Genomic DNA, 23,957 nt, shown 5'->3' on the forward strand with positions numbered 1-23,957 from the left:
CCACCAAGCCTGAGCCAACCCCTTCGCCGGCAAGGCCGGCTCCTACCGGTAGGAGCCGGCCTTGCCGGCGAAGGGGCCGAAAAGGTTGAAATCTTTCCCCCCACCCCCATATGAGTCTGCATCAGGCATTTTCGCCTCGCTGCGTGGAGACTCTCCCTTGACCACCATCGTTTCAGTTCGTCGCCACGGCAAAGTCGTCATGGGCGGCGACGGCCAGGTTTCCCTCGGCAATACCGTGATGAAAGGCAACGCCAAGAAGGTTCGTCGCCTGTACCACGGCCAGGTCATCGCCGGCTTCGCCGGTGCCACCGCCGACGCCTTCACCCTGTTCGAGCGCTTCGAAGGCCAGCTCGAAAAACACCAGGGCCACCTCATTCGCGCCGCCGTCGAGCTGGCCAAGGAATGGCGTACCGACCGCTCGCTGAGCCGTCTGGAAGCCATGCTGGCCGTGGCCAACAAGGACGCCTCCTTGATCATCACCGGCAACGGTGACGTCGTCGAACCCGAAGACGGCCTGATCGCCATGGGTTCCGGCGGCGCCTACGCCCAGGCCGCCGCACGCGCCCTGCTGCAGAAAACCGACCTGTCGGCTCGCGAAATCGCCGAGACCGCACTGAACATCGCCGGCGACATCTGCGTGTTCACCAACCACAACCTGACCATCGAGGAGCAGGACCTGGCCGAGTAATTCAGCTGTTCTGGCGCCCGACCCCGACGGTCGGGCTTTTCCACGCTGAACACTTGCCCACAGGACCATCGACCATTATGTCCATGACCCCCCGCGAAATCGTCCACGAACTCAACCGCCACATCATCGGCCAGGACGATGCCAAGCGCGCCGTCGCCATCGCCCTGCGCAACCGCTGGCGCCGCATGCAGCTGCCCGAAGAGCTGCGCGTGGAAGTCACCCCCAAGAACATCCTGATGATCGGCCCCACCGGCGTGGGCAAGACCGAAATCGCCCGTCGCCTGGCCAAGCTGGCCAACGCGCCGTTCATCAAGGTCGAAGCCACCAAGTTCACTGAAGTGGGCTATGTGGGCCGTGACGTCGAGTCGATCATCCGCGACCTGGCCGACGCCGCGATCAAGCTGCTGCGCGAGCAGGAGATCGTGCGCGTGCGCCACCGTGCCGAAGACGCCGCCGAAGAGCGCATCCTCGATGCACTGCTGCCTCCGGCCCGCACCGGCTTCAACGAAGACCCGGTCAACAGCAGCGATTCCAACACCCGCCAGCTGTTCCGCAAGCGCCTGCGTGAAGGCCAGCTGGACGACAAGGAAATCGAGATCGAGGTGGCCGAAGCGGTCGGCGTCGACATTTCCGCGCCGCCGGGCATGGAAGAGATGACCAACCAGCTGCAGAACCTGTTCGCCAACATGGGCAAGGGCAAGAAGAAGAGCCGCAAGCTCAAGGTCAAGGAAGCGCTCAAGCTGGTGCGCGACGAGGAAGCCGGGCGCCTGGTCAACGAGGAAGAACTCAAGGCCAAGGCCCTCGAGGCGGTCGAGCAGCACGGTATCGTGTTCATCGACGAGATCGACAAGGTAGCCAAGCGCGGCAACGTCGGTGGCGCCGATGTGTCCCGTGAAGGCGTGCAGCGCGACCTGCTGCCGCTGATCGAAGGTTGCACGGTCAATACCAAGCTGGGCATGGTCAAGACCGACCACATCCTGTTCATCGCCTCCGGTGCGTTCCACCTGAGCAAGCCGAGCGACCTGGTGCCCGAGCTGCAGGGTCGTCTGCCGATCCGTGTCGAACTCAAGGCCCTGAGCCCGGAAGACTTCGAGCGCATCCTCAGCGAACCGCATGCCTCGCTCACCGAGCAGTACCGCGAGCTGCTCAAGACCGAGGGGCTGAACATCGAGTTCGCTGCCGACGGCATCAAGCGCCTGGCCGAGATTGCCTGGCAGGTCAACGAGAAGACCGAGAACATCGGTGCCCGTCGCCTGCACACCCTGCTCGAGCGCCTGCTCGAAGAGGTGTCGTTCAGCGCCGGCGACCTGGCCAGCGCCCACAGCGAAGCGCCGATCCGCATCGACGCCGAGTACGTCAACAGCCACCTGGGCGAATTGGCACAGAACGAAGATCTGTCGCGCTACATTCTGTAGCTCAGCGGCAAGCGGCGAGCTGCAGGCCGGAGGTGCTGGACGCCTTCTCCTGCAGCTTGTAGCTTGCAGCTTGAAGCCCAAGAGCCTTATAGCCATGCCCCGTCTGCCTACCGCCATCAATCTGCACAAAGCCTCCAAGACCCTGAGCCTGACCTACGGGCCCGACGAGGTGTATCACCTGCCCGCCGAATTTCTGCGCGTGCACTCCCCTTCCGCCGAGGTCCAGGGCCACGGCAATCCGATCTTACAATTTGGCAAGCTCTGCGTCGGCCTGAGCCAGCTCGAGCCCGCCGGGCAGTACGCGCTCAAGCTCACCTTCGACGACGGCCACGACAGCGGCCTGTTCACCTGGGAATACCTCGAACAGCTGTGCCTGCGCCAGGACCAGCTGTGGGCCGAGTACCTCGACGAGCTGGCCAAGGCCGGTAAATCCCGCGACCCTTCCGAGTCGATCGTCAAGCTGATGCTCTAGCCCGGCACTCCGGCGTTTTAGAGCGCATTTTCTAATTCTATTTGCTTGAATGCCCGTGCGCCGGCCAGCGATTGGCCGGCTTGCGCATTCCATGAAAGTCGGGTAACCAATGGATATGGCAAGTACCCTGCATGGGCGGGTTGATGCAGGGTCTGGCCGGTATGCCGAGGTCGCGAGCGAAAGCAGGTTGTCTTCACACGCATAAACCCGCAGGGCTCATCACCGTCGCGCATCCGGTCGCAGGACCGCAGTTCGTTATCACTGGTCACCCGAGCAGTAGTACCAGGCATTCGTCTGTGCAACGCCCACAGCCCAGCCGGTACTCGTCTCAGGACAACGGAGCGTCGTAGATGAGTAACAAGAACAACGATGACCTGCAGCGCCAAGCCTCTGAAAACACCCTGGGCCTGAGCCCCATCATTGGCCTGCGCCGAAAGGATTTGCTGTCTTCGGCCCGGATGGTGCTGCGTCAGGCCATCAAGCAACCGCTGCACAGTGCCAAGCACGTCGCGCATTTCGGCCTGCAGCTCAAGGACGTGATCTTCGGCAAGTCCGGCCTGCAGCCGGAGGGCGACGACCGCCGCTTCAGCGACCCGGCCTGGAGCCAGAACCCGCTGTACCGCCGCTACCTGCAGACCTACCTGGCCTGGCGCAAGGAACTGCACGACTGGATCGGCAACAGCAACCTGTCGGAGCAGGACATCAGCCGCGCGCACTTCGTCATCAACCTGATGACCGAGGCCATGGCCCCCACCAACAGCGCGGCCAACCCGGCAGCGGTCAAGCGGTTCTTCGAAACCGGTGGCAAGAGCCTGCTCGACGGCCTGTCGCACCTGGCCAAGGACATGGTGCACAACGGCGGCATGCCCAGCCAGGTCAACATGGACGCCTTCGAGGTGGGCAAGAACCTGGCCACCACCGAGGGCGCCGTGGTATTTCGCAACGACGTGCTGGAGCTGATCCAGTACCGCCCGATCACCGAGCAGGTGCACGAAAAGCCGCTGCTGGTGGTACCGCCGCAGATCAACAAGTTCTACGTCTTCGACCTCAGCCCGGAAAAGAGCCTGGCGCGCTTCTGCCTGCGCTCCACGGTGCAGACCTTCATCGTGAGCTGGCGCAACCCCAACAAGTCCCAGCGCGAGTGGGGCCTGTCGACCTACATCGATGCGCTCAAGGAGGCCGTCGACGTGGTGCTGGCAATCACCGGCAGCAAGGACCTGAACATGCTCGGTGCCTGCTCCGGCGGCATCACCTGCACCGCGCTGGTGGGCCACTACGCGGCACTGGGCGAGAAGAAGGTCAATGCCCTGACCCTGCTGGTGAGCGTGCTCGACACCACCCTCGATACCCAGGTGGCGCTGTTCGTCGACGAGCAGACCCTGGAATCGGCCAAGCGCCATTCCTACCAGGCCGGTGTGCTCGAAGGCCGCGACATGGCCAAGGTGTTCGCCTGGATGCGCCCCAACGACCTGATCTGGAACTACTGGGTCAACAACTACCTGCTCGGCAACGAGCCGCCGGTGTTCGACATCCTGTTCTGGAACAACGACACCACGCGCCTGCCCGCCGCCTTCCACGGCGACCTGATCGAAATGTTCAAGAACAACCCGCTGGTGCGCCCCGGTGCACTGGAAGTGTGCGGCACGCCGATCGACCTGAGCCAGGTCACCACCGACATCTTCAGCGTGGCCGGCACCAACGATCACATCACCCCATGGAAGTCCTGCTACAAGTCGGCGCAGCTGTTCGGCGGCAAGGTCGAGTTCCTGCTGTCCAACAGCGGGCATATCCAGAGCATCCTCAACCCGCCGGGCAACCCCAAGTCGCGCTACATGACCAGCAGCGAGATGCCGGCCCAGGCCGACGACTGGCAGGAGAACTCCACCAAGCACACCGATTCCTGGTGGCTGTACTGGCAGGCGTGGCTGGCCGAGCGCTCCGGCGCACTCAAGCCGGCACCCGCCAAGCTGGGCAACAAGGCCTATCCGAGCGCCGAAGCGTCGCCCGGCACCTACGTCCACGAACGCTGAAAACACCCGGCGCCGCCGCAGGCAAGGCGGCGCTGCTACTCACGACAGGGCTCGCGCATGCCGCAACCGTACCTCTTCAGAACCGTCGAGCTCGATGGCCAGTCCATCCGCACGGCCGTTCGCCCCGGCAAGCCGCACCTCACGCCGCTGCTGATCTTCAACGGTATCGGCGCCAACCTGGAGCTGGTGTTCCCGTTCATCGATGCGCTGGACCCGGACCTTGAAGTGATCGCCTTCGACGTGCCCGGCGTGGGCGGTTCGTCGACACCGCGCCGGCCCTACCGCTTTCCCGGGCTGGCCAAGCTGACGGCGCGCATGCTCGACTACCTCGACTACGGGCAGGTCAATGCCATCGGCGTGTCGTGGGGCGGAGCGCTGGCCCAGCAGTTCGCCCACGATTACCCCGAGCGCTGCAAGAAGCTGGTGCTGGCGGCCACCGCCGCCGGTGCGGTGATGGTGCCGGGCAAGCCACGGGTGCTGTGGCTGATGGCCAGCCCCAGGCGCTACATACAGCCGTCCCACGTGATCCGCATCGCCCCGGAAATCTACGGCGGGGCCTTTCGCCGCGACCCGAACCTGGCCGCGTCGCATGCGGCCAAGGTGCGTTCCTCGGGCAAGCTGGGCTATTACTGGCAGCTGTTCGCCGGCATGGGCTGGACCAGCATTCACTGGCTGCACAAGATCCAGCAGCCGACCCTGGTGCTGGCCGGCGACGACGACCCGCTGATCCCGCTGATCAATATGCGCCTGCTGGCCTGGCGAATTCCCAATGCCCAGCTACACATAATCGACGACGGTCACTTGTTCCTGATCACCCGGGCCGAAGCCGTTGCCCCGATCATCATGAAATTCCTGCAGCAGGAGCGCCAACGCGCCGTCATGCATCCACGGCCCGCCCCGAGCGCTTGAGCACCTCTATCGCTTGCACCCCCGGCAGGAGCGCCGGGGCATGTCAGCGCCAGTTCGGGTTGGTGTCGCTCTTGCATTGAAACATTGGTTGATGGCCTGACGACGGAGTGTTGCCTGGATGAAAGACAAGCCCGCGAAGCCCGGGGTACCGACCCCCGCTGCCTATCTCAACGTGCGCAGCGCCATCAGTGGCCTGCGCGGTCGCGACCTGCTGTCGACGGTGCACCAGCTGGGGCGCCACGGCCTGCGCCACCCGCTGCACACTGCGCGCCACCTGCTGGCGCTGGGTGGCCAGCTGGGGCGCGTGATGCTGGGCGATACCCCCTACCAGCCCTCGCCACGCGACACCCGCTTCAACGACCCGGCCTGGCAGCTCAACCCGCTGTACCGACGCGGCCTGCAGGCCTACCTGGCCTGGCAGCAGCAGACCTGCCAGTGGATCGACGAGAGCCAGCTGGACGACGATGACCGCGCCCGCGCGCACTTCGTGTTCTCGCTGCTCAACGATGCAATGTCGCCCAGCAACACCCTGCTCAACCCGGCGGCGGTCAAGGAGCTGCTGAACTCCGGCGGGCTGAGCCTGGTGCGCGGCTTGAACCACCTGCTCGACGACCTGCGCCACAACGACGGCCTGCCACGCCAGGTCAACCCGGACGCCTTCGAGGTGGGCAGGAACCTGGCCAGCACCGCCGGCGCGGTGGTGTTTCGCAACGAGCTGCTGGAGCTGATCCAGTACCGCCCGATGAGTGAAAAACAGTACGCCCGGCCCCTGCTGGTGGTGCCGCCGCAGATCAACAAGTTCTACATCTTCGACCTCAGCCCGACCAACAGCTTTGTGCAGTACGCCCTCAAGAACGGCCTGCAGACCTTCATGATCAGCTGGCGCAACCCCGACGCCCGGCATCGCGAATGGGGCCTGTCGAGCTACGTGGCGGCGGTCGAGGAAGCCATGAACGTGTGCCGCTCGATCACCGGCAGCCGCGACGTCAACCTGCTCGGCGCCTGTGCCGGCGGGTTGACCATCGCGGCCCTGCAGGGCCACCTGCAGGCCAAGCGCCAGATGCGCCGGGTGCACAGCGCCACCTACCTGGTCAGCCTGCTCGACAGCCAGTTCGACAGCCCCGCCAGCCTGTTCGCCGACGAGCAGACCCTGGAGGCGGCCAAGCGCCGCTCCTACCAGCAGGGCGTGCTGGAGGGCCGCGAGATGGCACGGGTGTTCGCCTGGATGCGCCCCAACGACCTGATCTGGAACTACTTCGTCAACAACTACCTGCTGGGCAAGGCGCCCCCGGCATTCGACATCCTGTACTGGAACAACGACAACAGCCGCCTGCCGGCCGCGCTGCACGGCGATCTGCTGGACTTCTTCAAATTCAACCCGCTGACGCACGCCGACGGCCTCGAGGTATGCGGCACGCCGATCGACCTGAACAAGGTCACGGTGGACAGCTTCCACGTGGCCGGCAGCAACGACCACATCACCCCGTGGGACGCGGTGTACCGCTCGGCCCTGCTGCTGGGCGGCGAGCGGCGCTTCGTGCTGGCCAACAGCGGGCATGTGCAGAGCATCCTCAACCCGCCGGGCCACCCCAAGGCGCATTTTGTCGAGAACCCCAGGCTGAGCAGCGACCCGCGGGCCTGGTACCACGATGCGCAGAAGGTCGAGGGCAGCTGGTGGCCGCAGTGGCTCGACTGGATACAGGCGCGCTCCGGTGCGCAGCGCGAAACCCGCCTGTCGCTGGGCAGCGCCAATTACCCTCCCATGGACCCCGCACCCGGCACCTACGTGCTGGTGCGCTGAGCAAGAAGAACGGATGAAGACCCGCGACCGTATCCTGGAGTGCGCCCTGCACCTGTTCAATCGTCAGGGCGAGCCGAATGTCTCGACGCTGGAAATCGCCAACGAGATGGGCATCAGCCCGGGCAACCTGTACTACCACTTCCACGGCAAGGAGCCGCTGGTGCTGGGCCTGTTCGAGCGTTTCGAGGAGGAGCTGACGCCCCTGCTCGACCCGCCCCTGGAGGTGCGCCTGGATGCCGAGGACTACTGGCTGTTCCTGCACCTGATCGTGGAGCGCATGGCGCAGTACCGCTTTCTGTTCCAGGACCTGTCCAACCTTACCGGGCGCCTGCCCAAGCTGGCGCGGGGCATGCGCACCCTGCTCAATGCGCTCAAGCGCACGCTGGCGGCATTGCTGGCGAGCCTCAAGGCGCATGGGCAGGTGACCAGCGATACCCGCGCACTGGGGCAACTGGTGGAGCAGATCAGCATGACCTTGCTGTTCTCGCTGGACTACCAGCGGATTCTGGCGCGCGAGGGCGAGGTCGGGATCGTGGTGTACCAGGTGATGATGCTGGTGGCGCCGCACCTGGAAGTGGAGTCACGCCTGGCAGCGGAGCAACTGGCCCTGAGGTACCTGGAGGGCTGAGGGTCCCATCGCGGAACAAGCCCGCGCCTGCAAGGAAGGCAGTGATCCCTGTGGGAGCGGGCTTGACCCGCGATGAGGCCAGCACAGGCACCCCACATAAAAACGCCCGGCACACAGGCCGGGCGTTTTCTGTACAGCTACCTCGAGTCAGGCCTGGCTGGCCGGGCTCGAAGGTGCTGGTGCTGCCGACGCGGCTGGCGCCGCAGTGGCCGCCGGGCTTGGCGCCGGTGCCGCACTGGCACTTGGCGCTGCCGGTTTGGCCGCTGCGGGCTTGGCTGCAGCAGGCTTGGCCGGGGCTTTCTTCACCGCTGGCTTTTTCACTGCTGCCGGCTTGGCGGCAGGTTTTGCGGCAGGTTTGGCCGCCGCTTTCGCTGCAGGCTTGGCGGCTGCAGTTTTCGCCGCGGCCGGCTTGGCTGCTGGCTTGGCCGCTGCCGGTTTGGCCGCCGCAGTTTTGGCCGCAGGCTTGGCCGCCGCTTTAGGTGCTGCCTTGGCCAGTGGCTTGGCCGGCGCCTTGGCCGAGACCGACTTGACCGAGGCACCGGTCAGTTTCTCGATCTGCTTGGTCAGGGTGTCGACCTGCTGGTGCAGTGCCTTGACCTCATTGCGGCTGGGCACGCCCAGGCGCGAGATGGCACTGTTCAGGCGCTTGTCGAAAGCCTCTTCGAGTTCGCTCCACTTGCCCAGTGCGCGGTCTTTCACGTCGCCTACGCGCGAGGTCGCAGACTTGGCACTGGCCTTGGCCGAGTTGACGCTGCCCTTGGCCTGCTTTTCAGCTTTCTCACCGTCCTTGACCAGGGTTTCGAAAAGCTTGCTGCCGTCCTGATCGATCTTGGAGTAGATACCCAAACCAGCCAGCCAGATCTTGCGGGAATACTTTTCGATCCCCCCGACCCAGGAGCTGCTCTCTTTCTCAGTTGTCTTTTTGCCAGCCATCCCGCTCTCCTTATTGTTTGCGTGCGACACGATCGAGCAACAGCGTCAGCTCTTCGAGCTTGGCAGAAAGTGCCTCCACGTCATGTTTAGACGGAATGCCGATGCGATTCAAGGCGCTGGCGACCCGTGTGTCGAAAGCCTTTTCGATTTTATCCAGCTGAACTTCGACCTTGCCCTTCACGCTGCCCAGTTCCTGCCTGGCGGACTGGATCTCGCTGTTGGCGGCATCGAGTTCGTGGTCGAGACGTTTCTTGCCTTTTTTCTCCACGGTTTCGCCGGCCTTGACCAGCTCCTTGAGGTACTCGGCGCCCTCCTGCCCGACCCGGGTGTAGGCCCCCAGGCCTGCCAGCCAGATCTTGCGCGCGTAGCCGCGCACCTCGCCCAGGGCCTTGCCCGGGGCGTCGTCGATTTTCTTCAGGGTCACTTTGGCCATGCTCTGCACCTCACGCTTGAACGGAAATGGAGTTACGCCCGTGAAAGTTGGGCTTGGGCACAAAGGTAGGGGGAAAAATTAGAATCCTCACCCTAAGGGCAGGATTTGCTGTGCAGCGAAGGCCCCTGTCGCGGGTCAAGCCCGCGCCCACAGGGCCTGCAGTGAACCTGCGGGGCCGCTTGACCCTGTACAGCGGTTTCAGGCCAGGGCCTTGTCCAGGGCCCGCTCGATCTCGGCCTTGATCGTGCCGCCCATCATCGACAGCATCATCCCGAGCTTCAACTCCACCCGGATGCTGTCGTCGCCGATATCGATGCTGCCATTGGCACCGCTGCGCCTGACCTCGACCCGGTCACCGTTCCACTGCGCCTTGAGGTCGTACTCGCGGGTCAGCTTGTCCACCAGGGCTTCGGCCTTTTCCCGGGCCGCTGCGCGCCCCAGGCTGTGTTTGCGTTCGACGCTGATCTGGGTCATTCAATCAATCCTGGCTAGAAGGGCATACTCCCATTATGCCCCTGCCTCCGCCTGCGACACACCCCGCCAAGACAAATGCAGCCGCACGCCCTAGAATGGCCAGTAATTTTTTCCGGTGAAGCGATATGAACGACCAGCGCAAAGGCGAACACGCCGAACCCACCACCCACTTCGGCTACAAGGATGTCCCCGAAAGTCAGAAGGCCGAGAAAGTCGCCGAAGTCTTTCACTCGGTGGCCGCCAAGTACGACCTGATGAACGATGTGCTCTCCGGCGGCATGCACCGCCTGTGGAAGCGCTTCACCATCGAGCTGTCGGGCGTGCGCCCTGGCAACCGCGTGCTCGACATCGCCGGCGGCACCGGCGACCTGGCGCGCAAGTTCTCGCAGCTGGTCGGCCCCACCGGCCAGGTGGTACTGGCCGACATCAACGCCTCGATGCTCAAGGTCGGTCGTGACCGCCTGCTCGACAAGGGCGTGGCCGGCAACATCGAGTTCGTCCAGGCCGACGCCGAGAAGCTGCCCTTCCCCGACAACCATTTCGACTGCGTGACCATTGCCTTCGGCCTGCGCAACGTGACCCACAAGGACGACGCGATCCGCTCGATGCTGCGCGTGCTCAAGCCGGGCGGCCGCCTGCTGGTGCTGGAGTTCTCCAAGCCGACCAACAAGCTGATGTCCAAGGTCTACGATGCCTACTCGTTCGCCTTCATGCCGCTGGCCGGCAAGCTGATCACCAACGACGCGGACAGCTACCGGTACCTCGCCGAATCGATCCGCATGCACCCCGACCAGGAAACTCTCAAGGCCATGATGGTCGACGCCGGTTTCGACCGCGTCACCTACCACAACATGACCAGCGGTATCGTGGCCCTGCACCGCGGTATCAAACCCTGATGTTGCTGGCCGGGCTGCTCGCCAGCGTCGAACACGGTCTCAACCGTGTGTTGCGCATGGACAGCACTGCGCTGCCGCGCCTGGCTGCGCTCGAGGGCAAGATCATTGCCATCGACTGCCGCCAGCCGGCGCTGCAGCTGTACATCCTGCCCGGCGATGAAGGCCTGATGCTCGCCAGCCACTGGGAAACCGAGGCCGACTGCACCCTGCGTGCACCGGCCAGCAGCCTGCTGCAACTGGCCCTGAGCCAGGACAAGCCGGCGGTGCTGCACAGCCCGCAGGTGGAACTCGAAGGCGACAGCGCGGTGCTGCTCGACCTGGTCGGCGTGCTGCAGGACCTGGAGCTGGACTGGGAGTACGAACTCTCGCGCTGGCTCGGCCCGGTCGCCACCCAGCTGATCGGCGGCCACCTGCGCAGCCGCGCGCGCTGGACCCGCCAGGGCCTGGCCAGCCTCAACCAGAACCTTGGCGAATACCTGGCCGAAGAGGCCCGCACCCTGGTCGGCCAGCGCGAAGCCGAAGCGCGCTTCGCCGAGCTCGATGCCCTGAAAATCGATGTAGAACGCCTCGAGGCACGCATTGCGCGCCTTGCCCGATCCCTTGAATCCAGCGATAACGCATGAAGCTGCTTGCCGTCCGCCGTCTGTTGCGCATCCAGCGCGTCGTGATCCGCTACCGTCTCGATGACCTGCTGTTCGACCTGCCCCTGCCCTGGTGGCTGATGACCCTGCGCTTCGCCATGCCCTGGCGCTGGCTGCCGCGCAAGCCGTCGCCCCTGAGCCGTGGCGCGCGCCTGCGCCTGGCGCTGCAGGACCTGGGCCCGATCTTCATCAAGTTCGGCCAGTTGCTCTCCACCCGCCGTGACCTGCTGCCCGCCGACATCGCCGACGAGCTGATGCTGTTGCAGGACCGCGTGCCGCCCTTCGACCCGCAAAAGGCCGTGGCGCTGATCGAATCGCAGCTCGGCGCCAAGGTGGGCGAGATCTTCAGCCGCTTCGACGTCGAACCGCTGGCCTCGGCCTCGGTGGCCCAGGTGCACGCGGCGCGCCTCAAGAGCGGCGAGGAAGTGGTGGTCAAGGTGGTGCGCCCAGGCCTCAAGCCGATCATCGCGCAGGACCTGGCCTGGCTGTTCCTGATCGCCCGCGGCGCCGAGCGGGTGTCGGCCGATGCCCGCCTGCTGCACCCGGTAGAGGTGGTCAACGATTACGAGAAGACCATCTACGACGAGCTCGACCTGCTGCGCGAGGCGGCCAACGCCAGCCAGCTGCGACGCAACTTCGAAGGCTCGGAGATGATGTACGTGCCCCAGGTGTACTGGGACCTGTGCCGGCCCAAGGTGCTGGTGATGGAGCGAATCTATGGCGTGCAGGTCACTGACCTTGCCACCCTGGCCGACCAGCGCACCGACATGAAGCTGCTGGCCGAGCGCGGCGTCGAGATCTTCTTCACCCAGGTGTTTCGCGACAGCTTCTTCCACGCCGACATGCACCCGGGCAACATCTTCGTCAGCACCGTCAAGCCGTGGAGCCCGCAGTACATCGCGATCGACTGCGGCATCGTGGGCAGCCTCACCCCCGAGGACCAGGACTACCTGGCACGCAACCTGTTCGCCTTCTTCAAGCGTGACTACCGTCGCGTGGCCCAGTTGCACATCGACTCGGGCTGGGTACCGGCGCAGACCAAGCTCAACGAATTCGAGGCGGCGATCCGCACCGTGTGCGAGCCGATCTTCGAAAAACCGTTAAAGGATATTTCCTTCGGCCAGGTGCTGATGCGCCTGTTCCAGACCGCGCGGCGCTTCAACATGGAAGTGCAGCCGCAACTGGTGCTGCTGCAGAAGACCCTGCTCAACATCGAAGGCCTGGGCCGTCAGCTGTACCCTGACCTGGACCTGTGGAGCACCGCCCAGCCGTTTCTGGAGCGCTGGATGCGCGAGCGGGTCAGCCCGAAAAACGTGCTGCAGAACCTGCACAGCCAGGTCGAGCAACTGCCGCACCTGGCCGGCATGACCCGCGACCTGCTCGAACGCATGTCGCAACCGCACCTGAACGACCCGCCGCCACCCTGGCAGCAGCGCGATCGCTGGGCCCTGCGCCTGCTCGGTGCCGGCCTGCTGGCGGGCGGCGCTACCCTCGCCGCAGGCGCTGTGAGCCTCAGCGCCCCGGCAGCCTGGCCGGCCTGGCTGATGCTGGCCGGGGGCCTTTACCTGATCGTGCGCCGATAGCCAGCCTGCTGCGTGGCTGGCACACTAGCAGGTGGCATCGGTGCGGGACCGTGGCCTATTTTGGAGTCGAACATGAAAGACTGGCTGGACGAGATCAACTGGAACAGCGATGGCCTGGTACCGGCGATCGCCCAGGACCACAAGACCGGGCGCGTGCTGATGATGGCCTGGATGAACCGCGAGGCCCTGAGCCTGACTGCCGCCGAGCAGCGCGCCATCTACTGGTCGCGTTCGCGTGGCAAACTGTGGCGCAAGGGCGAAGAGTCCGGCCACGTGCAGAAGCTGCATGAAATGCGCCTGGACTGCGACGCCGACGTGATCATCCTGATGGTCGAGCAACTGGGCCACATCGCCTGCCATACCGGCCGTGAAAGCTGCTTCTACCGCGTGTACGAGAACGGCGCGTGGAAGACCGTCGACCCGGTACTCAAAGACCCGCATGCCATCTACAGCGCAGGACACTGACATGAGCGACACCCTGATCCGCCTGGCCGAAGTGCTCGAATCGCGCAAGGGCGCGGCCCCCGACACCTCGTACGTGGCCAGCCTGTACCACAAGGGCCTGAACAAGATCCTGGAAAAGGTCGGCGAGGAATCGGTCGAGACCATCATCGCCGCCAAGGACGCCGCCGTCAGTGGCGAATGCAGCGATGTCATCTACGAGACCGCCGACCTGTGGTTCCATAGCATGGTCATGCTCGCCGCCCTGGGCCAGCACCCGCAGGCCGTGCTGGACGAACTGGACCGCCGCTTCGGCCTGTCCGGGCACGACGAGAAGGCCGCCCGCCAGCCGTCGGCCTAACGAATTCAATCGAGGATTGCACCATGGGTATTTTTGACTGGAAACACTGGATCGTCCTGCTGGTGGTGGTTGTACTGGTGTTCGGTACCAAGAAACTGAAAAACCTGGGCAGCGACCTGGGCGAATCGATCAAGGGCTTCAAGAAGGCCATGAACGAAGAGGAAGACAAGCCGGAGCAGCCCACCGTACAGCCTGCCCAGCCGACCCCGCCGCCCGCCGCTGCACCGCTGAACCAGCCGCAGACCTTCGATGGCCAGGCGCACAAGGTCGAAGAGCCGACCAGGAAAGAGTGAACACATGTTCGGGATCAGCTTCAGTGAGTTGTTGCTTGTCGGCCTGGTGGCCCTGCTGGTGCTCGGCCCCGAGCGCCTGCCGGGCGCTGCGCGTACCGCCGGGCTGTGGATCGGCCGACTGAAACGCAGCTTCAACGCGATCAAGAACGAGGTGGAGCGCGAGATCGGTGCCGACGATATCCGGCGCCAGCTGCACAACGAGCACATCCTCTCCATGGAGCAGGAAGCCCGGCGCATCCTCAACCCGCAATCGGTACAGCCCGATCCGGCGCACACCCCCGGCGCGGAGCCAGCCGCCACCGCCACCGAGGCTGCGCCGGCGCCTGCACCAGAACCTGTGACTGCACCGACACCTGCACCTGCCGTCGAAGCAGCACCGCCCACCGAACCGACACAGCCGCCGCGAGCCCCATGAGCGAAATCCCGGAAAACGACCAGCCGATGCCGCTGGTCTCGCACCTTACCGAGCTGCGCACGCGCCTGTTGCGCTGCGTCGCGGTCATCTTCGTGATCTTCGCCGGCCTGTTCGCCTTCGCCCAGCAGATCTACACCCTGGTTTCGGCACCGTTGCGCGCCCACCTGCCGGCCAACGCCACGATGATCGCCACCGACGTGGCCTCGCCGTTCCTCACGCCATTCAAGCTGACCATGATCGTCTCGCTGTTCCTGGCGATCCCGGTGATCCTGCACCAGATCTGGGGGTTCATCGCCCCCGGCCTGTACCGCCATGAAAAACGCATCGCAGTGCCGTTGCTGGTGTCGAGCATCTTCCTGTTCTATGCCGGCATGGCCTTCGCGTACTTCCTGGTGTTCCCGCTGATCTTCGGTTTCTTCGCCAGCGCCACGCCCGAAGGCGTGTCGATGATGACCGACATCGCCAGCTACCTCGACTTCGTCATGACCCTGTTCTTCGCCTTCGGCGTGGCCTTCGAGATCCCGGTGGCGGTGATCCTGCTGGTGTGGATCGGCGTGGTCGACGTGAAGTACCTGAAGAAGATCCGCCCCTACGTCATCATCGGCTGCTTCGTGGTCGGCATGGTGCTGACCCCGCCGGACATCTTCTCGCAGACCCTGCTGGCCGTGCCGATGTGGTTGCTGTTCGAAGTCGGCGTGCTGTTCGGCGGGCTGATCCGCAAGCGCAGTGCCCCGGTGCAGGCCGACGAGCCTGACGACCAGCCGCCAGCCACCCAGCCGTGAACCTGCTGCTGCTCGAGGAGGCCGACTTCGTCGCGGCCGACCGTGTGGTGCTGGGCGACCGGCGCTTTACCCACATGCAGGAGATCCACCGCGTGGCGGTGGGCGACACTTTGCGCGTGGGACGCCTGGGGGGGCTGATGGGGCAGGCCGTGGTGCTGCGCCTGGAGGGCCATGAAGCCGAACTGTCGGTCGAGTTCACCCAGCCGCCGCCGGCCAAGCTGCCGCTGACCCTGGTGCTGGCCCTGCCGCGCCCGAAGATGCTGCGCCGGGTGTTCCAGACCGTGGCCACCATGGGCGTGGGCAAGCTCATCCTGGTCAACAGCTACCGGGTCGAGAAGAGCTTCTGGCAAACCCCCTTCCTGGAGCCTGCGGCAATCCGCGAGCAACTGGTGCTGGGCCTGGAGCAGGCGCGCGACACCGTGCTGCCCGAGGTGGTGATCGAGAAGCGCTTCAAGCCCTTCGTCGAAGATCGCCTGCCAGCGATTGCCGAGGGTACCCTGGGCCTGGTCGGCCACCCAGGCAACCACCCGCCCTGCCCGCGCGCATTGACCGAGCCGGTGACCCTGGCGATCGGCCCGGAAGGTGGCTGGATCCCGTATGAGGTCGAGCTGCTGGGCAAGGCCGGGCTGAACCCGGTACAGCTGGGCGAGCGCATCCTGCGCGTGGAGACGGCGGTCACCGCCCTGCTGGCGCGGTTGTTCTAGCACCGCGTCCGCTGCTGTGCGTAGGAGCCGGCCTTGCCGGCGACGCCTTTCATACACACCTTCAGTTTTGTGACCCCAGGCCGATGCATTGGCCACAGACCACGCATCCGCCCCCGCCTGACCGCAATGGAGTCACCCCATGTACCGTTGGTTCGCCCACCATCTGGGCAATTTTAGCGTCACGCTCAAACTCGGCATCGGCTTCGGCACCGTGTTGCTGCTGACCCTGCTGATCGCACTCACCGGTTGGCAGGGGCTCAACGGTGTCACCCAGCGCGGCGACACCCTGGGCGAGATTTCCCGGATTCACCAGATCACCCAGGACCTGCGCATCGCCCGCCAGACCTATGAGCACAAACGCGATGCTGCCAGCGCCGACGCGGTAGAGAACGCCCTGGTAGAGCTGGATCGCCAGCTCAAGAACGTGGAACAGCACATACCGCCCAGCGAAAACGGCGACCGCCTGCAACGCCAGAACGAGGCGGTTGCCCAGTACCAGCGCGCCTTCGCCGACCTCAAGCAGGCGGCCCAGGCCCGCGAGGCCAGCCGTGCGACCATGAGCAGCAGCGCGGAAAAGACCGCCGCATCGCTGGATCAGGTAGAGCGCGGGCTGCTGCAAGGCGGCGATATCCAGACCTTCAACAGCGCCGTGCAGGCCAAGGCGCTGATGCTGCAGGCCCGCTTCCACGTGCGTGGCTACATCTTCAGCGGGCAGGCCGAGCTACAGCAGACCGCCCTGCAGGCCATCGACCAGGCCCTGAGCGTCATCCGCAGCCTGCCGGCCAAGGTGCCGGCCGAGCATGCCGATGCCCTGGCCGCCGCCACCCAGGCGCTGGCCACCTACCGCAACGCGGTGGAGCAGTTCAGCCAGTCCCAGGCCGCCAATGACGCGGCCCTGCAGCACATGGCCGAACAGGGCACGCTGCTGATCGACCTGAGCCAGCAGATGAGCCGCAGCCTCACCCAACTGCGCGACGACGAATCGCAGCACGCCCAGTCGATGCTGGCCCTGGCCACGGCGCTGGCGCTGTTCTTCGGCATCCTCGCCTCGTGGGCCATCACCCGCCAGATCGTCGTACCCCTGCGCCACACCCTCGGCGCCGTGGACCGCATCGCCAGCGGCGACCTGCGCCACGACCTGCGCGTGGAGCGCAGCGACGAACTCGGCCAGTTGCAGCACAGCATGCAGCGCATGACCGTGAACCTGCGCCAGCTGATCGGCGGTATCGGCGATGGTGTCACCCAGATCGCCAGCGCCGCCGAGCAGCTCTCGGCCGTCACCGAGCAGACCAGCGCCGGGGTCAACAATCAAAAGGTCGAGACCGACCAGGTGGCCACGGCCATGAACGAGATGGCCGCCACCGTGCAGGAAGTGGCGCGCAACGCCGAAGAGGCCTCGGAGGCGGCGCAGATGGCCGACCAGCAGGCCCGCGAAGGCGACCGCGTGGTGGGCGAGGCCATCGACCAGATCGAGCGCCTGGCCGCCGAGGTGGAACACTCCAGCGAAGCCATGGGTCAGCTCAAGGCCGAAAGCGCCAAGATCGGCAGCGTGCTCGACGTGATCAAGTCGGTGGCCCAGCAGACCAACCTGCTGGCCCTCAACGCCGCCATCGAGGCCGCTCGTGCCGGTGAGGCCGGGCGCGGTTTCGCGGTGGTTGCCGATGAAGTGCGCAGCCTGGCCCAGCGCACACAGCAATCGACCGAAGAGATCGAGGAGCTGATCGCCGGCCTGCAGAACGGCACCCAGCAGGTCGCCACGGTGATGGACAACAGCCGCAGCCTGACCGGCAGCAGCGTCGAGCTGACCCGCCGCGCCGGCACCTCGCTGGAAACCATTACCCGCACCGTGTCCTCGATCCAGGCCATGAACCAGCAGATCGCCGCCGCTGCCGAGCAGCAGAGCGCAGTGGCCGAAGAGATCAACCGCAGCGTGATGACGGTGCGCGATGTGTCCGACCAGACCAGCGCCGCCAGCGAAGAGACCGCCGCCTCCAGCGTCGAGCTGGCGCGCCTGGGCACCCACCTGCAGACCCTGGTCGCCCGCTTCAGCCTGTAACCCCCCACCCTGCCGGCAGCGGCGTTGATCGCTGCCGGTGTCCGGCCCCCTGTGGCCGTCGAACAAATAGCGAAAAGTCCTACAGCGTTTGCAGGTCCAGACCTTGGCGCTCCAGCCGATGCGTTCGCATTGGCGCACCCACGGGTGCGTCTGAACCTCGTACCTGGAGAGCCACCATGCTTGTGACGATGAATCGGATGCTGGGCAACCTGAGCATTCAACTGAAACTGGCCCTGGGCTTTGCCCTGGTTCTGTTGCTGACGCTGGGTATCGCCCTGATCGGCTGGACCACCCTGGAAGACCTTGCCGACCGCAGCGACAAGCTCACCGACATCGGGGCGGTGAACAAGGAGATCCAGGATGTGCGCAACCAGCGGCTGGTCTACGAGCGCAACCTTGAGCCTGCCGTCGGCCAGCAGATGGACAAGGAGCTGGACGACGTGGCCGAGCGCCTGGCCTACCTGCAGCGGCGCCTCAACGTGCCGGCCAACCTTGCCCGGGTACAACGCCAGGAAAACACCCTCGACCAGTACCGGCGCACCTTCGCCGAGCTGCAGACCACGGTGCAGGCGCGCCAGCAGGCACGCGACGCCCTGGGCAGCAGCGCCGAACGCGCGGTGGTGCTGCTGGCGCCAGTCGGGCAGGCCCTGCGCGAGCGTGCCGACTTCAGCGCCTACGCCAGCCTGGTGACGGTGGACCAGCAGATCCAGCAGGCCCGCTTTCACCTGCGCGGCTACACCTACAGCGGCCGCGCCGAATTCGAGGCACCGGCACTGGCCGCCATCGACCAGGCGGCCAGCCAGCTTGACGCACTGCCCGACAGGCTACCGAGCACCTATCGCGACACCTTGCGTGCCGCCGCGGGGGCACTGGCCGACTACCGCGCCGCCGTGCTCGACTTCAGCGCGGCGCGCAGCGCCAGCGACTCGGCCCTGCAGCACCTGGCACAGCTGGGCGACAGCCTGCTGGCGGTGAGCGACGAGCTGACCCAGTCGCAGACCGAGCTGGTCGACCAGCAGGCCCTGCAGGCACGCTACAACCTGGGCCTGGCGATCGCCATTGCGCTGCTGCTGGGCATCGCGGCCGCATGGGTGATCACCCGCCAGATCACCACGCCCCTGCAGCAGACCCTGCGCCTGGTCGAACGGGTGGCCGGCGGCGACCTGAGCCAGACCCTGGTGGCCGAGCGACGCGACGAGCTGGGCGAGCTGCAGCGTGCGATGCAGCGCATGACCGTGAGCCTGCGCGAGCTGGTCGGTGGCATCGGCGAGGGCGTGACCCAGATCGCCAGCGCCGCCGAGCAGCTCTCGGCCGTGACCGAGCAGACCAGCAGCGGGGTCGGCACGCAGAAGGTCGAAACCGACCAGGTGGCCACTGCCATGCATGAAATGGCCGCTACCGTGCAGGATGTGGCGCGCAATGCCGAGCAGGCCAGCGAGGCCGCCACCCTGGCCGACCAGCAGGCCGGCGAAGGCGATCGGGTGGTCAGCGAGGCCATCGACGAGATCGAGCGCCTGGCGGCGGCGGTCGACCACTCCGGCGAAGCCATGGCCCAGCTCAAGGCCGAAAGCGACAAGATCGGCAGCGTGCTCGACGTGATCAAGTCGGTAGCCCAGCAGACCAACCTGCTGGCGCTCAACGCGGCCATCGAGGCCGCCCGCGCCGGCGAGGCCGGGCGCGGCTTCGCCGTGGTCGCCGACGAGGTACGCGGCCTGGCCCGACGCACCCAGCAATCCACCGAAGAGATCGAAGGCCTGATCGCCGGCCTGCACCGCGGCACCTCCGAGGTCGCCGGGATTCTGGACAACAGCCGCGAGCTGACCCTGAGCAGCGTCGAGCTGACCCGGCGCGCCGGCACCTCGCTGGCCACCATCAGCACCACGGTGTCGTCGATCCAGGCGATGAACCAGCAGATTGCGGCCGCGGCCGAACAGCAAAGTGCAGTGGCCGAGGAAATCAACCGCAGCGTGATCAACGTGCGCGACGTGTCCGACCAGACCAGCGCCGCCAGCGAAGAGACCGCGGCCTCCAGCATCGAGCTGGCACGCCTGGGGGTTCAATTGCAGGCGCTGGTCGGGCGCTTCCAGCTCTAGGTGGAATTTTCCGCCTGCAAGATGGGAATTTTCCTACAGCATTTGCAGGTCCAGCTTGGCCTCCAGTGGCCGATGAGCACAGGTAGCTGCGCCCGACACTATCCAGGCGCTACATCCCTCATTTCACTGGAGAACCGTCATGTTCGCACCTTTGTACCGGATGCTTGGCAACCTGAGCGTCAGGCTCAAGCTGGCCCTGGGATTTGCCAGCGTCCTGCTGCTGACGCTGGCGACCACCCTGGGCGGCTGGCATGCACTGAACGAATCCATCGACAGCTCGCAGCGCCTCACCCAGATTGCCGCGATCAACGACCTGAGCAAGGACCTGCGTGCCGAGCGTATCACCTACCGGGTGCTGGCGGACGACGAGAGCAGGCGCAGGATCAGCGCGACCCTGACCGAACTGGAGCGCCTGCTGCAGAGCATGCTGGGGCAGTTCGACGATGCGGCCGACCGCCAGGTGATCACGGCCAATCAGCAGGTGGTCGGCCAGTTCGTGCGCGACTTCGACACCTTGCAGCAGGCCGTCGGCACGCGCCATACGCACGAAACCGCCCTGCGTGAACAGGAGCAGCGCCTGCTCGACGGCATCGACACGCTGGAGCAGAAGACCCTGCTGGGCGAGCGCCAGGGCAGCGAACGGCAGGCCTCGGAGCAGCGCCTGTTCGCAACGCTTGCACGACACATCGAGACCGCCGGCCAGCAAAGCCGCGCCCCGGCCTATACCTTCAGCCCGCTGAGTGCCTTCGAGCAGGTGGGTGCCAGCGCGCTCGGCGCCGCCCAGGCCAGCCTGGCCGATCTGAGGCGCAACCTGCCGCCCAGCGACCTGCAGGCCACTACCGCCGCGCTCGCCAGCTATGTGCAGTTGCTGGACCGCTACCGCCAGGCCGCCATTGCGGTAGAGCAGCTTCAGGGCGGGCTGGAGACCATGGGCAACCAGCTGCGCGATGCCAGTCGCGTACTGACCCGACACCAGATCCAGCTGCGCGACGAAGAAGCCCTCGAGGCACGCAGCATGCTCAGCGTCATCGCCTTGCTGGCGCTGGTACTCGGCAGCCTGGCCGCGTGGCTGATCACGCGCCAGATCACCGAACCGCTCAGACGCACCCTGCAAGCGGCGCAATGCATCGCCAAGGGCGACCTGCGCAGCGACCTGCGGGTATCACGCCAGGATGAGCTGGGGCAGTTGCAGAACAGCATGCAGCAGATGGCCCTGAGCCTGCGCGAGCTGATCGGTGGCATCGGCCAGGGCACCGGCCAGTTGACCGCTGCGGTGGGCGAGCTATCGAGTGTCGCCGAGCGCACCCAGCTGATGACCGGCAACCAGAAGGACGAGACCGACCAGGTGGCCACCGCGATGAACGAGATGGCCGCCACGGTACTGGAGGTGGCGCGCAACGCCGAGTTCGCCTCGGCGGCAGCCACTGCCGCAGACAGCCAGGCGCGCGAAGGCAACCAGGTGGTCAACGACGCCATCGGGCAGATCGAGCAGTTGGCCAGGCAGGTGGAGGAGTCGATCCTGGCCATGCAGCAGCTGGCCCAGGAGAGCGAGCGTATCGGCAGCATCCTGGATGTGATCAAGTCGGTTTCGTCGCAGACCAACCTGCTGGCGCTCAATGCCGCCATCGAGGCTGCGCGGGCGGGCGAGGCCGGGCGTGGTTTTGCGGTGGTGGCCGATGAAGTGCGCGGCCTGGCCCAGCGTACCCAGCAGTCCACCGGGGAGATCGAGGAGCTGATCGGCAACCTGCACAGTGGTACGGCGCAGGTGGTGCACCTGCTCGACAGCAGCCGCGACCTGAGCCGCGACAGCGTCGAACTGAGCCGGCGGGCGGGCGCGGCGCTGGGGCAGATCACCGAGACAGTGTCGAGCATCCAGGGCATGAACCAGCAGATCGCCACGGCCAGTGAAGAGCAGAGCTCGGTGGCCGAGGAGATCAACCGCAATGTGATGACGGTGAGAGATATTGCCGATCAGACGACCACGGCGAGCCAGCAGACTGCGGCGTCGAGCGTGGAGCTGGCGCGGCTGGGGGGGCAGTTGCAGACGTTGGTCGGGCGGTTCAGCCTGTAACGGCCTCTTCGCCAGCAAGGCTGGCTCCTGCAGGTGCGGCGAAACCCTGCAGGAGCCAGCCTTGCTGGCGAAGGCCACGCTGCGGTTACAGCACCTGGCGCAGGAACGCCTGGGCTCGTGGGTCCTTCGGCGCAGTGAAGAACGCCTCCGGTGGCGAATCTTCCAGCAACTTGCCATGGTCGAAGAACAGCACGCGGTCCGCCACTTCCCGGGCAAAGCCCATTTCGTGGGTCACACAGACCATGGTCATGCCTTCCAGGGCCAGGGTCTTCATCACGTCCAGCACCTCGCCAACCATCTCCGGGTCCAGCGCCGAGGTCGGCTCGTCGAACAGCATCACCTTCGGCTCCATCGCCAGCGCACGGGCAATCGCCACGCGCTGTTGCTGGCCACCAGACAGGCGCGAGGGAAACTCGTTGGCCTTCTGCGCAATGCCCACCTTCTCCAGCAACGCACGCGCCTTGGCCTCACGCTCGGCCTTGCCACGCTTGCGCACCACCTTCTGCGCCAGGCACAGGTTCTCCAGCACGGTCATGTGCGGGAACAGGTTGAAGTGCTGGAACACCATGCCGACTTCACGCCGGTAGGCATTCACGTCGGTCTTCGGGTCGGCCAGTTGCAGGCCGTCGATGGCCACGGTGCCCTCGTCGAACGTTTCCAGGCCGTTGAGGCAGCGCAGGAAGGTCGATTTGCCCGAGCCCGACGGGCCCAGCACCACCAGCACTTCGCCCTTGGCCACGTCGGTACTGACGTGATCCACCGCACGCACCACCTGCCCACGGGTGTCGAAGACTTTTACCAGGTCACGGACTTCAATCACTTTGCGCAAGCCTCCGCTCGAGCCGGCTGGCGAAATGCGACAGCGGCAGGTTGATCAGCAGGTACAGCCCGGCGACGCAGAACCAGATCTCGAACGTGGAGAACGAGGTGGTGATCGCCTCGCGGCCACTCTTGGTCAGTTCGGTGATGGCGATCACCGACACCAGCGAGGTGTCCTTGACCAGGCTGATGAACTGCCCGGCCAGCGGCGGCAGCACGCGCTTGAACGCCTGCGGCAATACCACGTGGCGCATCGACTGGCCGGCGCTCAGGCCCAGCGAACGGGCCGCCTCGCCCTGGCCGCGGGCAATCGACTGCACCCCGGCGCGCACGATCTCGGCGACATAGGCGCCGGTGAACAGCGCCAGTGCCGCCACCCCGGCAAACTCGCGGGACAGGTTGAGCACGGTGCCGATGAAGAAGTAGAAGATGAAGATCTGCACCAGCAGCGGCGTGCCGCGCACCAGCTCCACATACACCGTCGACAGGTCGCGCAGGGTCGGGTTGCTGGACAACCGGCACAGGCCGGCGAACAGGCCGATCACCAACCCCAGCACCCCCGCCGCCACCGAGATCCACAAGGTGGTGAACAGGCCCCAGGCCAGCGGCCCGGCGGCCCACTGGTGAGTCACGCCGATCAGGTCGCCCTCGGCCACGTCGTCGCCACGGTCCATCTGCAGGCTGGCCTGCTCGACGTTCAGCACCTGTTCGGCGCCGCTCTCGTCACGCAAGGTGACGCGGGCCATGTCGCCCTTGCGCTCGATCGCCTCGATCACGCCGTTTTCGGCGGCGCGCTGGGCAACTTCGGCCTGATAGGCAAAGTACTGCGGCACACGGTTCCAGCGCCACTCGTAGGAGATCACCGAGGTTGCGTAATACAGGCTCAGCGCCAGGCCGATCAGGACCAGCGCCGTCAGCCCATGCCAGGGCCACTGGGCTTTCTTGTGTTTGATCACGGGGGTACTTCCGTAAAAGCGAACGCGCAGGGCCAGCCTGCGCGTCGGGTTTCGAACCGGGCG

24 protein-coding genes are annotated in these 23,957 nt (G+C 65.7%); 19 read left to right on the forward strand and 5 right to left on the reverse strand.

Translation table 11 applies throughout. The annotated features are described in order from the left end of the window. Positions 1-157: 157 nt before the first annotated feature. From hslV to QMX96_RS19765, 7 genes are all read left to right on the forward strand, one after another. Complete coding sequence (gene hslV, locus QMX96_RS19735; RefSeq protein ID WP_028945572.1) at positions 158-688, forward strand: ATP-dependent protease subunit HslV; 531 nt, start codon at positions 158-160, stop codon at positions 686-688. Positions 689-765: 77 nt separating this feature from the next. Continuing rightward, entirely contained in the window at positions 766-2,103 is a 1,338-nt protein-coding gene (gene hslU / locus QMX96_RS19740) for an ATP-dependent protease ATPase subunit HslU (RefSeq protein ID WP_054915767.1), read from the forward strand. A gap of 94 nt (positions 2,104-2,197) precedes the next feature. Next, the gene (locus QMX96_RS19745; RefSeq protein ID WP_282362267.1) at positions 2,198-2,575 is read left to right on the forward strand and encodes a DUF971 domain-containing protein; all 378 of its coding nucleotides are present in this window, start codon (positions 2,198-2,200) and stop codon (positions 2,573-2,575) included. A gap of 350 nt (positions 2,576-2,925) precedes the next feature. Beyond that, on the forward strand, positions 2,926-4,605 hold the full coding sequence (phaC, locus tag QMX96_RS19750; RefSeq protein ID WP_043862151.1) for a class II poly(R)-hydroxyalkanoic acid synthase: 1,680 nt from the start codon (positions 2,926-2,928) through the stop codon (positions 4,603-4,605). 57 nt (positions 4,606-4,662) lie between these two features. Then, on the forward strand, positions 4,663-5,514 hold the full coding sequence (phaZ, locus tag QMX96_RS19755; RefSeq protein WP_043862152.1) for a poly(3-hydroxyalkanoate) depolymerase: 852 nt from the start codon (positions 4,663-4,665) through the stop codon (positions 5,512-5,514). Between the two features lie 118 nt (positions 5,515-5,632). Then, entirely contained in the window at positions 5,633-7,315 is a 1,683-nt protein-coding gene (phaC, locus tag QMX96_RS19760) for a class II poly(R)-hydroxyalkanoic acid synthase (RefSeq protein ID WP_116052522.1), read from the forward strand. A 13-nt stretch (positions 7,316-7,328) separates the two neighbouring features. After that, entirely contained in the window at positions 7,329-7,943 is a 615-nt protein-coding gene (locus QMX96_RS19765) for a TetR/AcrR family transcriptional regulator (RefSeq protein WP_043862154.1), read from the forward strand. Between the two features lie 147 nt (positions 7,944-8,090). Here the strand turns inward: QMX96_RS19765 and QMX96_RS19770 are convergent, their stop codons facing one another. The 3 genes from QMX96_RS19770 to QMX96_RS19780 form a co-directional block, all read right to left on the reverse strand. Continuing rightward, positions 8,091-8,876 (reverse strand): phasin family protein, encoded by a 786-nt coding sequence (locus tag QMX96_RS19770; protein WP_116052521.1) that lies wholly within the window; start codon positions 8,874-8,876, stop codon positions 8,091-8,093. Positions 8,877-8,886: 10 nt separating this feature from the next. Beyond that, a complete protein-coding gene (locus QMX96_RS19775; RefSeq protein WP_043862156.1) occupies positions 8,887-9,309 on the reverse strand; it encodes a phasin family protein in 423 nt (140 codons plus the stop codon). Between the two features lie 198 nt (positions 9,310-9,507). Next, positions 9,508-9,783, reverse strand: a complete 276-nt coding sequence (locus QMX96_RS19780) for a polyhydroxyalkanoic acid system family protein (protein WP_043862157.1) — start codon at positions 9,781-9,783, stop codon at positions 9,508-9,510. A 125-nt stretch (positions 9,784-9,908) separates the two neighbouring features. Between QMX96_RS19780 and ubiE the strand changes: the two genes are divergently transcribed. The 12 genes from ubiE to QMX96_RS19840 all read left to right on the forward strand — a co-directional run bounded on the left by ubiE (position 9,909) and on the right by QMX96_RS19840 (position 22,119). Continuing rightward, the gene (ubiE, locus tag QMX96_RS19785; RefSeq protein WP_043862158.1) at positions 9,909-10,679 is read left to right on the forward strand and encodes a bifunctional demethylmenaquinone methyltransferase/2-methoxy-6-polyprenyl-1,4-benzoquinol methylase UbiE; all 771 of its coding nucleotides are present in this window, start codon (positions 9,909-9,911) and stop codon (positions 10,677-10,679) included. Next, positions 10,679-11,302 carry an SCP2 sterol-binding domain-containing protein gene (locus QMX96_RS19790; protein WP_043862159.1) on the forward strand — a complete coding sequence of 208 codons (624 nt, stop codon included), beginning with the start codon at positions 10,679-10,681 and terminating at the stop codon, positions 11,300-11,302. The genes ubiE and QMX96_RS19790 overlap by 1 nt, the downstream gene beginning before the upstream one ends. Then, positions 11,299-12,903: a ubiquinone biosynthesis regulatory protein kinase UbiB gene (gene ubiB, locus QMX96_RS19795; RefSeq protein ID WP_043862160.1), complete on the forward strand. Its 1,605-nt coding sequence runs from the start codon at positions 11,299-11,301 to the stop codon at positions 12,901-12,903. The genes QMX96_RS19790 and ubiB overlap by 4 nt, the downstream gene beginning before the upstream one ends. A gap of 72 nt (positions 12,904-12,975) precedes the next feature. Further along, entirely contained in the window at positions 12,976-13,368 is a 393-nt protein-coding gene (gene hisI / locus QMX96_RS19800) for a phosphoribosyl-AMP cyclohydrolase (protein WP_043862161.1), read from the forward strand. A 1-nt stretch (position 13,369) separates the two neighbouring features. Beyond that, on the forward strand, positions 13,370-13,705 hold the full coding sequence (locus QMX96_RS19805; RefSeq protein WP_043862162.1) for a phosphoribosyl-ATP diphosphatase: 336 nt from the start codon (positions 13,370-13,372) through the stop codon (positions 13,703-13,705). Positions 13,706-13,728: 23 nt separating this feature from the next. Then, entirely contained in the window at positions 13,729-13,998 is a 270-nt protein-coding gene (locus tag QMX96_RS19810) for a twin-arginine translocase TatA/TatE family subunit (protein ID WP_043862163.1), read from the forward strand. Positions 13,999-14,002: 4 nt separating this feature from the next. Next, a complete protein-coding gene (gene tatB / locus QMX96_RS19815) occupies positions 14,003-14,413 on the forward strand; it encodes a Sec-independent protein translocase protein TatB (protein ID WP_058541639.1) in 411 nt (136 codons plus the stop codon). Then, the gene (gene tatC, locus QMX96_RS19820) at positions 14,410-15,195 is read left to right on the forward strand and encodes a twin-arginine translocase subunit TatC (RefSeq protein WP_043862165.1); all 786 of its coding nucleotides are present in this window, start codon (positions 14,410-14,412) and stop codon (positions 15,193-15,195) included. The genes tatB and tatC overlap by 4 nt, the downstream gene beginning before the upstream one ends. Further along, a complete protein-coding gene (locus QMX96_RS19825; RefSeq protein ID WP_043862166.1) occupies positions 15,192-15,899 on the forward strand; it encodes a 16S rRNA (uracil(1498)-N(3))-methyltransferase in 708 nt (235 codons plus the stop codon). The genes tatC and QMX96_RS19825 overlap by 4 nt, the downstream gene beginning before the upstream one ends. A 139-nt stretch (positions 15,900-16,038) precedes the next feature. Beyond that, complete coding sequence (locus tag QMX96_RS19830) at positions 16,039-17,955, forward strand: methyl-accepting chemotaxis protein (RefSeq protein ID WP_054915770.1); 1,917 nt, start codon at positions 16,039-16,041, stop codon at positions 17,953-17,955. A 176-nt stretch (positions 17,956-18,131) separates the two neighbouring features. Beyond that, positions 18,132-20,048, forward strand: a complete 1,917-nt coding sequence (locus tag QMX96_RS19835; RefSeq protein WP_282362268.1) for a methyl-accepting chemotaxis protein — start codon at positions 18,132-18,134, stop codon at positions 20,046-20,048. 139 nt (positions 20,049-20,187) lie between these two features. Continuing rightward, positions 20,188-22,119: a methyl-accepting chemotaxis protein gene (locus QMX96_RS19840; protein ID WP_282362270.1), complete on the forward strand. Its 1,932-nt coding sequence runs from the start codon at positions 20,188-20,190 to the stop codon at positions 22,117-22,119. A gap of 85 nt (positions 22,120-22,204) precedes the next feature. On the opposite strand, the gene QMX96_RS19845 is transcribed toward QMX96_RS19840, so the two are convergent. Further along, positions 22,205-22,939 (reverse strand): amino acid ABC transporter ATP-binding protein, encoded by a 735-nt coding sequence (locus QMX96_RS19845; RefSeq protein WP_043862229.1) that lies wholly within the window; start codon positions 22,937-22,939, stop codon positions 22,205-22,207. Further along, entirely contained in the window at positions 22,932-23,894 is a 963-nt protein-coding gene (locus QMX96_RS19850; RefSeq protein WP_043862170.1) for an amino acid ABC transporter permease, read from the reverse strand. Before QMX96_RS19850 ends, QMX96_RS19845 begins: the two co-directional genes overlap by 8 nt. Between the last annotated feature and the right edge of the window lie 63 nt (positions 23,895-23,957).

The sequence above is a fragment of the Pseudomonas sp. PS01300 genome, from assembly GCF_029960155.1.
GTDB classification, from domain to species: domain Bacteria; phylum Pseudomonadota; class Gammaproteobacteria; order Pseudomonadales; family Pseudomonadaceae; genus Aquipseudomonas; species Aquipseudomonas palmensis.